Consider the following 12029-nt stretch of genomic DNA (forward strand, 5'->3'; position numbering starts at 1 on the left):
GACCCCGAGGATAGCACCCCATCGATGCGCTATTAGGGAACGAATCGCTAGACGGAGTATGCACACGCTCGACGAAATCGACGTGGAGATTCTGTCGCTCTTAGGGGAGGACGCTCGCCGTCCGTTCAGCGACATCGCAGAGACGGTCGGACTGTCCGGACCGGCCGTCTCCGACCGCGTCGCCCGCCTCGAGGACGCCGGCGTCATCAACCGGTTCACGATCGACGTGGACCGATCGACGATCCAGGGGGGCGTTCCCGTCTTCGTCCAGGTTGACGTTGGGGGCGCGAGTGCGGACGTCGATTCGCTCAGAGAACGGATCGGCGACGCCGACGCAGTCGAACACCTCTTCGTGACCGCCGAGGGCGACATCTGGTTTTACGCCCGTGCAGAGGGGCGAAACGTCCGTCGCTGGCTCGAGGAGTTGCTCGGAAACGGCGACCTCGAGTATCGCGTCACGCTGATGGACGACGTCGAGTGGCGCCCGTCGCTCGGTGGGACCGCGTTCGCGCTAACCTGCGCGGAGTGCGGGAACACCGTCGACAGCGAGGGCGAATCGGCGACCATCGGCGGCGACGCCTACCACTTCTGTTGCCCATCGTGTCGGGAGCGATTCGAGAATCGGTACGCCCGACTCGAGGAAGGGGCGTGATTGGACCGGAGTGAACTCGGCTCGAGTCGATGGGCGTCGCTCCCTGGTGATGTGGTTTTCAGCTAACCGCTCGAGATGCGCTCGAAAACGGCCGAGAGAGTCAATACTGCGACCGGTCAGGGACGAACCGTTCACTGTTGTCCGAACCAATGGACCCCTTCAGCACGGAATCAGTGCTGCGGATACGATCGAAGCATGACGGATGATGACTCTCATGGCGGGAGAATCGCCGGTCGATAAACAATCGTCGCGAACGAAGAAACAGGTATGATCGCGGCTGCTCGATCCTGGATCGCCCAGCACCGTATTGTGAGCTTCCTTCTCATCACGTACGCGTTCACGTAGGCGATTCAGGCAGTCCTCGCAGCGACGGACATGGAGGCCTCGTGGACGCTGTCAATTCTGGTCGGCTTCGGTGCGTTCGGGCCACCGGTCGGTGCGGCGGTGGTCCTCTGGGCGAGCGGCGGCGACCTGCGTTCCTGGATTTCACAGTTATTCATGTGGCGAATCGGAGTACGATGGTGGGTCCTCGCGCTCGGTCTTCCGATCGCTATTCTCGCTGCGGGAAGCGCCCTGTACGCGCTCTTTGGCGGTCCAGTCGACGTCGGCTCGCTCCCGTTCGTCGGCATCTACGTCTTCGCGATGGCATGGGGCATTATCTGGGGTGGCGGCCAGGAGGAACTCGGCTGGCGCGGCTTCATGCTCCCAGTCCTGCAAGCGCGCTACAGCGCGCTCACGTCGAGTCTCGTCGTTGGGGTCGCCTGGGCAGGGTGGCACCTGCCACTGTTCCTCAATGCCAACACTACCCACGGCGGGTGGCCGCTCTCTCAGCAGTTCATTTGGGTCGTCACAATCCTCGCCGGATCGGTGCTCTGGACGTGGATGTACAACAGCACGGGCGGGAGCGTCCTCGCCGTCGCTGTCTTTCACGCAGGCATCAACGCCATGGGAATCTTCCACCCTGCGGACAGGGACGCACTCGCTCCCGGTGGGGTTCCAGATCCGTGGCTGAATCTGCTGGCCGAAGCTACCACCGGTGTCGTTCTGGTCGCGATTGCCGTTGGACTCGTCCTCGTGTACGGTTCGTCGCACCTCTCACCGCGACGGCGTCCTGGTCCCGAAGCCGCCGGTCTCGAGGGTTCTCGAGAGTCTCGCACACGTACTCACGACGACGCCAATCGTAACCGTGGTTCCGATAGGGGTGACAGTCGATAGTAGTTCTATACCGGTCTGTGGATCTTCCTGGTCCTTTGTCTCATACGTCTACCACACGTCACGGGCCCACTTCCGTCCTAATCTCCTCAAGACGGCGGCGGGTTGACGTTCGGCGTAGAGGCCTGGGCAGCGGAAGCCGAAGCGAACGCAAACTGGAGGAAACGGTCCAGTTGAAACCCTAAACGGGAGACATCAATCGCCACCCGCGCTGAACACGGGGCGCGACTGTTGCACGAGTTGAGAGTGGGTCAGCGAAGATTCGTATTCGGTCAGGCAGGGTGCGAATGGAACACCAACCAGAAACGCGCATTCCAGGGAAGTCGTTGTCGAGGCCATCAGTGATTCGAGAGCATAAAATACGACGTAAAACGTTTCTCCCCATTGAAAATAAAGAAGTTTTTTGTAGAGGAGTTGTTAGGATACGATTATGACACCGCCCTCTAGAGAGGCCCCCAGTAGTAACCCGCCCTCACTTGACGGTCTACTCTCCCGTACGTTCGCGCACCTTGACCGTCTCCTCGTACTGGCACTCGTGCCACTTGTGACGTCGGTGCTGAACGTGAGTGATCTGCTGGCCACAGCCCAGAGTCATGGTATGTCCGTCTCCGCGTCATTTCCTATCTACCGGTACGATCTCTGGAGTTTCGTCAATGCGCCCGATGGCGGCGGCCTCACAGTTTCAGTGCCATTCGGAACGATGGAGTCAATCGTGCTTGCTGTCCCACTGCTCGTCACGTATCTCGTCATTTCCGGTGTGCTCAGTGCGGGGTACTTCGGGAGTATCGCCTCGGGCATCACGACTGGGTCGTTCGATTTCATCGCCAACCTGCGTAAATTCGCCGTTCGAATAATCGCGCTGGAAGTGCTCGTCGTCGTCGGGATACTCGTCGTCTTCCTCCCATTGCTCGTCGTGCCTCCGCTGTTCGTCCTTTCGATTTTCCTCTTGCTGGTCGTCGGGTACCTCCTGTTCCCGACTGTGTACGTTCTGGTGCTGGAAGATATCGGGATCGAGTCCGCCATTAAACGAGCGTACGACCTCGTTAGCGAGCACCAGTCGATCTGGTTCTTTCTCACCCTCGTCGTCGCGACGCTCGTCTGTGCGATCCCGTTGAGTGTTCTTGCTCACTCCGGGATTGGTGGTGCGATCATAGCGGCAATCGTCGCCGCACCGATCAGCCTTGCATTCAACGTCGCTACCGCATTGATGGTGGCCGAAATGGCCGGTCTCGAGGTTTTGGAGTGAGTTACTCGGTACGTTTGCTTCAATAGAATTTTTGCGAGGGAAGATCGCTCCGTGTGATCTTCCGCATCTCGTTCGGCGCGGCATGCGCCTCACTGCGATGCGAGGGGAGGGAATCGAACCCACGAACGTCTACACGAGCGGATCTTGAGTCCGCCGCCGTTGGCCGCTTGGCTACCCTCGCACGCGCTAGCGAGTAGGCAGGTGGCCTTTGAATACTCTACGGTTTCGTTCACCCCTCGTCCTCGAGCGCCGAAAGCACGTGCTCCCCGAAGTCCTCGACGAACGCCGTCTGGTTCGTGGTGACGTTGTGCAGATACACCCGGTCGACCTCGAGGTCGAAATCAGCCTCGAGCCACGCGACGTGCTCGTCGAGGTCGGCCGAGACGCGGACGTTCTCCTCGACCTGCTCTCTGTCGACGCCTTCGGCCAGTTCGTCGAAGTCGCCGGGCGTCCGCAGTTGCTGGGTCACCGGCCCCGGCACGCAGTTGGTTCGCCACTGGTCGTAGGCCCCCTCGAGGGCGGCCTCGTCCGTCTCGTCGTAGGCGAGCTGGACCTTGAGGTAGACGGGTTTGTCCGGCGCCCGCTCTTTGAACGCCCGGACGCGCTCGGCGTCGGCGTCGTGGTCGGGCGTCCCGAGCGTGAGCAGGCCGTCGGCCCACTCGCACTCCGCGAGCCACGCGGCGGTCTCGGGCGAGAGGGCGGCACCGACGAGCGGCGGCGGTGTTTCGGGTCGCGAGTAGAGTTTCGCCGCCTCGACCGTCACCCGGCCCTGGTGGGTCACCTCCTCGCCGTCCCAGAGCCGTCGCATCACGTCGGCGCACTCCTCGAGGCGAGCGTTACGCTCGTCTTTGACCGGCCAGTCGACGCCGGTGATGCCCTCGTTGAGCAACTGGCCGCTGCCGACGGTCAACCAGAACCGATCCGGGTGGAGTTCGCGGAGGGTGGCCGCCGCCTGAGCGATCACGGCGGGGTGGTAGCGGTAGCCCGGTGCGTTGACCGTCCCGAAAGTCATCGACGTCGCCTGGGCGGCGGCGCCGAGCCAGGACCAGACGTGCCCGGATTCCCCCTGTCGCTCGCTCCAGGGGTGGAAGTGGTCTGAGGCCAGGCAGTGTTCGAAACCGTGCGCTTCGGCGCGTCGAACGTACTCGAGCAACTCGCTCGGGGCGAACTGCTCGTGGGAGGCGTGGTAACCGATGGTCATGTGGATCACTCCGGAGACGGAAACCGTCTCGAGATGAGTGCGGTTTCAATGACGGTGACCGTATAAGTCGGGGACGCATACGGAAGGCGGTCGAAACCGTTCCCGTGCCGTGCACGGTCGGGCAGACATTTCAGGAGCCACGTTTATCCACGACGTCGTGGAACGGGTCGGGTAGATGCGACGGCTTCGAAGAACGACCGATGCAGGGACCAGATGAGCATGGGATATACGCCACTCACCGAGTACGGAATCATCGGTAACGACGACCGGATGGCCCTCGTCGATCGATCGGGATCGATCGACTGGTGTTGTTTCCCCCACAGCGCGGGACCGAGCGTGTTCGCCCGCCTGCTCGACGACGAACGCGGCGGTCACTTCGCCGTCAGGCCGACGGACAGCTACGAGGTCCAACAGGCTTACCGCGACCGAACGAACGTCCTCGAGACCACGTTCTCGACACGCTCGGGGACGCTCGAGATTACGGACTTCATGCCGGTTTGGGGTGACGACGACCACGAATACGATGGCGATCAGAACCACGACGACCGAGACCAGCTCGCAATCTACCGACGCGTCCGGTGTACGGACGGGACACTCACCGTCGAACTCGAGTTCGAGCCGCGGTTCGAGTACGGCCAGGCGCCAACGACCGTCTCGCGGACGGAGACCGGCTACGTGGCGACCGGGGACTCGAGTACGAGCCCCGACTGGATCGAGCGCCAGGACGACCTCGTCCTCGAGGTCCGTGGCGAGTTCGAACCGCGCGCGCTCGAGGACCGCGTCGTCGGCACGCGAACGCTGGTCGCGGACGACGAGGTCTGGTTCCGTCTCCGATACGGGGTGAGCGATCGCGACGACGAAGGGGAAGGAAAAGAGGCACAGAGACAGGAACCAAGGTCGATCGCCTCGTGTCGAAGCGCGCTCGCCTCGACCGTCGACTACTGGCAATCCTGGACGGACTCGCTGATTAACGACGCGGCCCCACTCGTCGACGACACCCCCTGGGGCGAGTACGTCCTCCGGTCGGGACTGGTGCTCAAACTCCTGATCAACGAGGAGACGGGCGGCATCTACGCTGCAGCGACGACGTCGCTCCCGGAGAAGTACGGCACCGACCGCAACTGGGACTACCGGTACAACTGGATCCGGGACGCGAAGTTCACGGTTCAGGCCCTGCACAACCTGGGTCGAGACGAGGAAGCCCGCGACTACTTCGAGTGGTTTCGAGACATCGTCACCGAACCACCGGGTGAGATGCAACCCGTCTACGGCGTCCACGGCGAGACGGACCTCACCGAGCACGAACTCGAGGGACTCTCGGGCTATCGCCACTCGACGCCGATTCGAGTCGGGAACGCGGCCGCGACGCAAAACCAGCACGACATCTACGGCGCCATCGTGCAGGCGATTTACGAGACGCTCGTCCGCGACGGCGACCTCGACGAGGACGAGTGGGCGGCGATCGAAGCGCTGGTCGATCACGTGTGCTCCGTCTGGTCGGAGCCCGATCACGGCATCTGGGAGTACCGCGACGAGCAGCGTCACTACGTCCACTCGAAGCTCCTCTGCTGGGTCGCTCTCGAGCGCGGGATCACGCTCGCCGAGGACCACGACGTCGAGGCGCCGCTCGAGCGGTGGCGATCGGAGCGCCGGGCGGTTCGCGAGGCGATCCTCGAGCACGGCTACAGCGAGCGCGCGGGGTCGTTCGTCCAGCACTTCGACACGGACACCGCACTCGACGCGTCCTGTCTCCTGATCCCGCTGTACGGGTTCCTCCCGCCGGACGGCCCCCGGGTGACGGCGACGCTCGACACCGTCCTGGAGGAGCTCGCGACCGACGAGGGGCTGGTCTACCGAACGAAGGGGAGCGAGGCCGTCCCCGACGTCCACGGGACGTTCGTGTTCTGTACCTGCTGGCTCGTCGACGCGCTCGTGCTGGCCGACCGGGTCGACGCGGCCGAGGACATCTTCCACACCGTGCTCGAGCACGCCTCGCCGCTCGGGTTGCTGTCGGAGCGAATCGAACCCGAGACCGGCGAACTCCTCGGCAATTTCCCGCAGGCGTTCAGCCACATCGGCCTCGTCAACAGTGCGATCTACCTGGCGAGTGCTCGAGGCGAGGTGGACGAGTTGAGTCACGATCCGCGTGAAATTGATCTGCGGTAACGTCGGTGATAGCAGGACTGAACGCGATACGAACGGCAGAAAACGAGTGGCGGTACGCTACTCGCGAGGACCCCGGGAACGGCTCAGGACGATGGCGTCTCGAGGAGAATCGGCGTCGCGTTGCGGTTACGTTTATCGTCCCGTTCGTGAGCACGCTCGGTCGGTTCGGGCGGGTCGATGTGCGAGACGGCCTCGACGACGAGTTCCGTCTCGCTCCCTCGGGAACCGCCGGAGTCGGGGGACGAAGGACCGTCCGAGGATTCGCCCCTTCCGTCGGAATCGTCCTGGTCGTACCGGGCCCCGCAATTGTGACACACGACCCCGCCGTCGACGTGGGCGAACAGCCGTTCGCCACACGCCACACACCGTTGCGACGGATAGATCATTACTCCCATTCGTCAATCGAATCCTATAAGCGCTCCGGCCAATCTACGACCCCGGGAACGGCTCGGCGGTTCGCGCGGAGGCGCCAAGACGTTTTACCCTGCCCCTCCTCTATCCGCCCGTGGACGAACACACACGAGCCCCCGACGTGGACCCGCCGTCGGACTCGAGCGCGCCGACGGGCTGGCGGCCCGAACTCGACCGCTGGGAACACGGAACGCTCCGGCAGGCGACGGTTCACGGCGTCAGACTATTCAATGCCGGCGACTACCACGCGAGCCACGACTGTTTCGAGGACGAGTGGTACAACTACGGCCGCGGAACGGTCGAGAGCCAGTTCCTCCACGGCATGGTACAGGTCGCCGCTGGCGTCTACAAGTACGTCGACTTCGAGGACGACGACGGGATGCGAAGCCTGTTCGCCACCGCCCTGCAGTACCTCCACGGCGTTCCGAACGACTTCTACGGCGTCGACCTGCTCGAGGTCCGGACTACGTTGACGAACGCGCAGAACGACCCGTCGGTCCTCGACGGGTGGAAACTCCCGCTCGACGGTCGGCACCCGGAAGCGACCGAGGTCGACGTCGCCTACGCCGAGGGACTCGAGTAAGGGCTGCGTCGACATCGTCCCGATGACTGTCGTCACGCGAGCGATTGTCATCACGCGAGTACGAATCGCCCGGCTCGAGTAGGTGAGTACGTGAGCGACGGTCACCGCCTGCATTCACCGTCAGAACGACGACCGATTCATCAGAAACTGAAGCTTTTTGTCCACACCGAGCGAGGGTGAGACGTATGCGAGAGGCGCTTGCCGAGTGGCGGCCGGTGATCGACGACGCCATCGCCGAGATACTCCCACGGGAGGTCGACGGCGACGACCTGGAGGCGTTCTTCGGTGAGCCAACGTTCGCGTACGATCCGGAAGGGATCCAGCGCGCGCTCGCCGATCCGCTCTGGGACCTCCTGGACCGCGGCGGCAAACGGTGGCGGGCCGTCCTGTTTCTCGTGTTCGTCGAGGCGCTCGGCGAGGATCCCGAAGCGTTCCTCTCCTACGCCTGCATTCCCGAGATCCTCCACAACGGGACGATCATCGTCGACGACGTCGAGGACGGGGCGTCGATTCGACGCGGCGAACCGGCGCTCCACCACGTCCACGGCGAGGACGTTGCCCTGAACGCCGGCAACGCGATGTACTTTCTCCCGCTGAAGATCCTGACGCACGATCCCGCTGACCTCGATGCAGAAACGCGGCTTCGAGCCTACGAGATGCTGCTGTACGAACTCAACCGAACGCACCTCGGCCAGGGGATGGACATCTGCTGGCACAACGAGCGCGGGGTCCGCATCTCGACCGAGCAGTACCTCGAGATGTGCGCCTGCAAGACCGGGTGTCTGAGCCGGATCGTCGCCAGACTGGCGGCTATCGTCACCGACCAGTCGACGGCCGTCGAGGACGCGCTCGCCAGGTACGCCGAACTGACCGCCATCGCGTTCCAGATCGGCGACGACATCCTGGACGTCGAGCACTCGCTGGGACGGGCCGGTGACTTCGGCAAGGAGTTCGGCAACGACATCCGGGAGGGGAAGACGACGCTGCTGGTGTTACACGCCATCGAAAACGCAAGCCCCGACCGAGCGGGTCGACTCGAGGAGATCCTCGAAACGGACGCCAACACCGACGAGGAGATCGCCGAGGCGCTCGCGATAATAGAGGCCGCGGAGAGCATCGAGTACGCCCGCGAGCGCGCGCTCGAGTTCTCGGAACAGGCACGGGGGGCGCTCGAGGACCTGCCAGTCGACCTTGAGACGGAACCGAGAGAGCAGCTGCTCGAGTTTACCGAATTCGTCGTCGATCGGGACGTCTGAGGCCCATTTGCCGATTTCTCCGGGGCTCAGGCGTTATCGCTCGTCGTTCTCGTCAGCCTCGAGGTACGGCCGACAGACCCGCTCGACGCCGTCCTCGAAGTCGATTTCGGGGCGCCATCCAGTCGCATCCCTGAACGTCGAACTGTCGGCGCAGGTGTCGTGAACGTAATTCGTCAGTGGGATGGGTTCGTAGACCGGTTCGACGTCGGTTCCGAGGGCGTCGTTGAGCAGGTCGACGACCTCGTTGAACGAGTACGACTCCCCGGTCCCGAGATTGTAGACGCCTTCGAGCCGGTTTTCGGCTGCGAGCTCGAGGCCACGGACGACGTCCTCGACGTGCGTGAAGTCCCGGGTCTGGCTGCCGTCGCCCCACAGGACCGGTGGGGTGCCGCTGGCGATCTTCTCGGCGAACTGCGAGACGGTGTTCGCGAACGTCCCTTTGTGGCTCTCGGCCCCGCCGTACCCCTGGTAGACCGAGAAGAATCGCATGCCGGCCAGCGCGAGGTCGTCGTAGAAGTCGTTGTAGTACTCCGCGTAGCGCTCCCTGGCGAGCATCGAGGCGTCGTAGCCGGTCGAGGCGTCGATGGGGACGTCCTCGGGGGTCGGTTCGGTCCGGTCGCCGTAGATCGAGGAGGTCGACGCGTACACGATCGTCTCACAGCCGTCGGCCATCGCCTGCTCGACGACGTTGACGAACCCCTCGACGTTCACTCGCGTCCCCTCCCGCGGGTGGTCCTCGAGCAGTTGCCGACTCGAGAGCGCCGCCAGGTGGTAGACAATGTCGACGTCAGTAGGGAGGTCGTCGTCGAGGACGTCCGCCTCGACGTATGTAACCTCGTCCTCGAGGTTGTCGACCGTGCCGAGAAAGCCGTTGTCGAGGGCGACGACGTCGTTGTCCGTGGCGAGCGCGTTTGCGAGGTTCGAGCCGATGAACCCCGTGCCGCCGGTGACGAGGACTCGCTTTCCGTTCATAAAATATCGTTCCGACCTTCGTCATATAGGGATACTGATTGCTGAATGCTGATTGCCCGTATCGTCGCGTGCGGGCCGCGCTCGGCCTGTGGTCGAGCGGTGCTCGGGGCACCGTCGAACTACCGTCGAACTGCCGTCGAACTACTGACAATCAATCCTCGTGGGATGGCCCCCACTGCAAATCCTCGAGCGCGGACGCCGCCGGCGTCGTCAGCGGTACGTTGTGATACAGTTGCTCGAGGTGGACCAGCGTCCGGTCGATGGCGTAGCGCTCGACGGCCGCCCGTGTATCGCGGTCGGTCTCGAGACAGGACTCGATCCCCCCGGCCATCGCCTCGAGGTCCCCCAGGGCGAACCGGTCGCCGTTCTCGGGCCTGATGGTCTCGTCGAACGGCGGGACGTCGGCGGCGGCGACCGGCGTCCCGCAGGAGTTCGCCTCGAGCGTCGACAGGCCCAGGGTGTCGCCCGTCGAGGCCGTCACGAAGACGTCGATGGAGGAGTAGAAGGTAGGGACGTCCTCGCGCGGGAGGAAGTCCCGCAGGGTGACGTTCTCGGGCGCCTGCGCCTCGAGTGGTTCGCGGTACGGCCCCTCGCCGACGACGACGAACTCGTACTCGGGCAGTTCGGCGGCGACGCGCAGGATCTCGTCGACGTTCTTCTCCATGCTCAGCCGACCGCTGTACCCGACGACGGTCTGGTCCGGGTCGGGATACCAGTCCTCGTCGGTCGGCTGGAAGAACTCCATGTCGATGCCGACCGGGAGTTCGATGTACTCGACGGCGCGGTTGATCCGACTCGTCGAGGCGGTGACGACGTCGAAACTCCCGAGCAGGGCGTTCTCCCAGGGGACGTACAGCTTGCTCAGGCCGCGAGCGACCGTCTTCGACTTCACGCTCTGGTGGAAGTACTCCTCGAGCGGCGTGTGGTGGGTGTAGATCGACGGCACGTCGTGCTTCCGGGCGTAGTAGCGCCCGAGGATGCCCACCGGAGCGGGCCCGTGGCAGTGGACGACGTCGAGATCCGGTAGTTTGGAGGTTCGCTTGAACAGGGGAATCCGATACCCCCGGTAGAACGGGTTCGGCAGGGACCGGACGGGAATCTCGTTCTCGTCCGGTTCGTACTCGCCGTCCGGATACACGATGTACACCTCGTGTCCCTTCGCCTCGAGTTCCGCCCGCCAGAGGTCGATCGTGTACGTGACGCCGTCGATGCCGGGGAAGTAGCTGTCGGTGAAGAAGCCGATCTTCATTCAGGTCACCTCCGCGTACAGGGTCTCGTAGCGACCCGCGACCGCCGAGAGCGAGAACGCCTCGCTTCGCTTCGCGGCGTTGTCGCCCAATCGCTGACGGACGTCGGGATCGCGAAGCCGTTCGATCGCCGGCTCGAACCCCTCGGTGCCGTCCGCGTCGACTTTCAGGCAGTCCTCGCCATCCTCGAGCCACGCGAACGTCTCGATGTCGCGGACGACGACGGGTTTGCCGGCCGCCATCGCCTCGAGCAGGGCGATGCCCTCGTTCTCCTCGTGGGTCGGGAAGAAGAAGACGTCGCCCGCCGCGAACGCGCCACGGATGTCCTCGACGTAGCCGGTGAACGTGCAGTTCGACGGGGAGTCGTCGACGAGACGAAGCGTCTCCCGACCCTTCAGCGAGCGATCCACGGGGCCGAACCAGACGAAATCGACGTCCGGAAGCCGCCGCGCCGTCTCGACGAACGTCTCGAGCCCCTTGCGCTTGATGACGTGACCGACGAGGAAGACGACGGGAGGTTCGAGGTCGTAGCGCTCTCGGTAGGTCTCCTCGAGCGACTCGAACCCCTCGAGTTTCTCGACGTCGACGCCGTTGGAGATGACGGTCGTCGGCACGTCGGCGTACGATTCGATCAGTTGCTGGTTGTACGCCGAGGGACAGACGAGCGCGTCGGCCAGGCCGTAGGCCCGCTCGAGGTACGGCCGCAACGGCTTCGCCAGCGCGTTGGTGAACCGGAAGCTGTCGCCGAAGTCCTCGGCGGTGACGTGGGTGTTGGCGACGACCGGAACTCCCCTCGAGCGAGCGCGCCGGGCGTACCAGACCGACCGCGGCCCCATGAGGTTGCAGTGAAACACGTCGACGTTGAGGCGGGGTTCGGTCGTGTACGTGACGTCCAGTCGGTCCAGCATCTTGCGCTGGTGGGCGACCGACTCCCGGATGCCGCCCGTAACGTGCGCTTCGAACTCGAAGTAGTGGGAGACCTTCACGCGATGTCACCCCTCGCTGCCGACCCGTTTGGTGGCAACCGGTTCGACGCTGGCCGATCCGATGGCGACTGGTTCGTCCCCGCGGACGGACCGCCCC

At 64.0% G+C, this 12029-nt stretch carries 11 protein-coding genes and 1 tRNA gene; 6 read left to right on the forward strand and 6 right to left on the reverse strand.

What is annotated here, in order from left to right; genetic code table 11:
- Positions 1-58: 58 nt before the first annotated feature.
- The 3 genes from AC6I65_RS09335 to AC6I65_RS09345 all read left to right on the forward strand — a co-directional run bounded on the left by AC6I65_RS09335 (position 59) and on the right by AC6I65_RS09345 (position 3110).
- A complete protein-coding gene (locus AC6I65_RS09335; protein ID WP_497901640.1) occupies positions 59-652 on the forward strand; it encodes an AsnC family transcriptional regulator in 594 nt (197 codons plus the stop codon).
- Positions 653-1027: 375 nt separating this feature from the next.
- Positions 1028-1867 carry a CPBP family intramembrane glutamic endopeptidase gene (locus AC6I65_RS09340; RefSeq protein ID WP_497901641.1) on the forward strand — a complete coding sequence of 280 codons (840 nt, stop codon included), beginning with the start codon at positions 1028-1030 and terminating at the stop codon, positions 1865-1867.
- Positions 1868-2462: 595 nt separating this feature from the next.
- Positions 2463-3110 (forward strand): hypothetical protein, encoded by a 648-nt coding sequence (locus AC6I65_RS09345; RefSeq protein ID WP_497901642.1) that lies wholly within the window; start codon positions 2463-2465, stop codon positions 3108-3110.
- Between the two features lie 98 nt (positions 3111-3208).
- Here AC6I65_RS09345 and AC6I65_RS09350 read toward each other — a convergent pair.
- Positions 3209-3291, reverse strand: a tRNA-Leu gene (locus AC6I65_RS09350).
- Between the two features lie 48 nt (positions 3292-3339).
- Positions 3340-4311, reverse strand: coding sequence for a TIGR03885 family FMN-dependent LLM class oxidoreductase (locus AC6I65_RS09355; protein WP_497901643.1), 972 nt, complete (start codon positions 4309-4311; stop codon positions 3340-3342).
- A 219-nt stretch (positions 4312-4530) separates the two neighbouring features.
- Between AC6I65_RS09355 and AC6I65_RS09360 the strand changes: the two genes are divergently transcribed.
- On the forward strand, positions 4531-6477 hold the full coding sequence (locus AC6I65_RS09360) for a glycoside hydrolase family 15 protein (protein WP_497901644.1): 1947 nt from the start codon (positions 4531-4533) through the stop codon (positions 6475-6477).
- 83 nt (positions 6478-6560) lie between these two features.
- Here AC6I65_RS09360 and AC6I65_RS09365 read toward each other — a convergent pair whose 3' ends face one another.
- A complete protein-coding gene (locus tag AC6I65_RS09365) occupies positions 6561-6863 on the reverse strand; it encodes a hypothetical protein (protein ID WP_497901645.1) in 303 nt (100 codons plus the stop codon).
- A 119-nt stretch (positions 6864-6982) separates the two neighbouring features.
- Here AC6I65_RS09365 and AC6I65_RS09370 point away from each other — a divergent pair, with 119 nt between their 5' ends.
- The gene (locus AC6I65_RS09370) at positions 6983-7471 is read left to right on the forward strand and encodes a DUF309 domain-containing protein (RefSeq protein ID WP_497901646.1); all 489 of its coding nucleotides are present in this window, start codon (positions 6983-6985) and stop codon (positions 7469-7471) included.
- Between the two features lie 185 nt (positions 7472-7656).
- Positions 7657-8727 (forward strand): polyprenyl synthetase family protein, encoded by a 1071-nt coding sequence (locus tag AC6I65_RS09375; RefSeq protein ID WP_497901647.1) that lies wholly within the window; start codon positions 7657-7659, stop codon positions 8725-8727.
- 33 nt (positions 8728-8760) lie between these two features.
- On the opposite strand, the gene AC6I65_RS09380 is transcribed toward AC6I65_RS09375, so the two are convergent.
- The 3 genes from AC6I65_RS09380 to AC6I65_RS09390 all read right to left on the reverse strand — a co-directional run bounded on the left by AC6I65_RS09380 (position 8761) and on the right by AC6I65_RS09390 (position 11932).
- On the reverse strand, positions 8761-9699 hold the full coding sequence (locus AC6I65_RS09380) for an NAD-dependent epimerase/dehydratase family protein (RefSeq protein WP_497901648.1): 939 nt from the start codon (positions 9697-9699) through the stop codon (positions 8761-8763).
- A 151-nt stretch (positions 9700-9850) separates the two neighbouring features.
- Positions 9851-10948 (reverse strand): glycosyltransferase, encoded by a 1098-nt coding sequence (locus tag AC6I65_RS09385; RefSeq protein ID WP_497901649.1) that lies wholly within the window; start codon positions 10946-10948, stop codon positions 9851-9853.
- Positions 10949-11932 (reverse strand): glycosyltransferase family 4 protein, encoded by a 984-nt coding sequence (locus tag AC6I65_RS09390; protein WP_497901650.1) that lies wholly within the window; start codon positions 11930-11932, stop codon positions 10949-10951.
- Positions 11933-12029 lie beyond the last annotated feature (97 nt).

The organism is Natronosalvus sp. KLKA75 (genome assembly GCF_059736265.1).

What these genes read in the sequence shown, in the direction of transcription:
- AC6I65_RS09375 (WP_497901647.1), top strand. Translation starts at nt 7,657, where the DNA reads ATGCGAGAGGCGCTTGCCGAGTGGCGGCCGGTGATCGACGACGCCATC.
- AC6I65_RS09365 (WP_497901645.1), bottom strand. Translation starts at nt 6,863, where the DNA reads ATGATCTATCCGTCGCAACGGTGTGTGGCGTGTGGCGAACGGCTGTTC.
- AC6I65_RS09380 (WP_497901648.1), bottom strand. Translation starts at nt 9,699, where the DNA reads ATGAACGGAAAGCGAGTCCTCGTCACCGGCGGCACGGGGTTCATCGGC.
- AC6I65_RS09340 (WP_497901641.1), top strand. Translation starts at nt 1,028, where the DNA reads ATGGAGGCCTCGTGGACGCTGTCAATTCTGGTCGGCTTCGGTGCGTTC.
- AC6I65_RS09345 (WP_497901642.1), top strand. Translation starts at nt 2,463, where the DNA reads ATGTCCGTCTCCGCGTCATTTCCTATCTACCGGTACGATCTCTGGAGT.
- AC6I65_RS09355 (WP_497901643.1), bottom strand. Translation starts at nt 4,311, where the DNA reads ATGACCATCGGTTACCACGCCTCCCACGAGCAGTTCGCCCCGAGCGAG.
- AC6I65_RS09360 (WP_497901644.1), top strand. Translation starts at nt 4,531, where the DNA reads ATGGGATATACGCCACTCACCGAGTACGGAATCATCGGTAACGACGAC.
- AC6I65_RS09335 (WP_497901640.1), top strand. Translation starts at nt 59, where the DNA reads ATGCACACGCTCGACGAAATCGACGTGGAGATTCTGTCGCTCTTAGGG.
- AC6I65_RS09385 (WP_497901649.1), bottom strand. Translation starts at nt 10,948, where the DNA reads ATGAAGATCGGCTTCTTCACCGACAGCTACTTCCCCGGCATCGACGGC.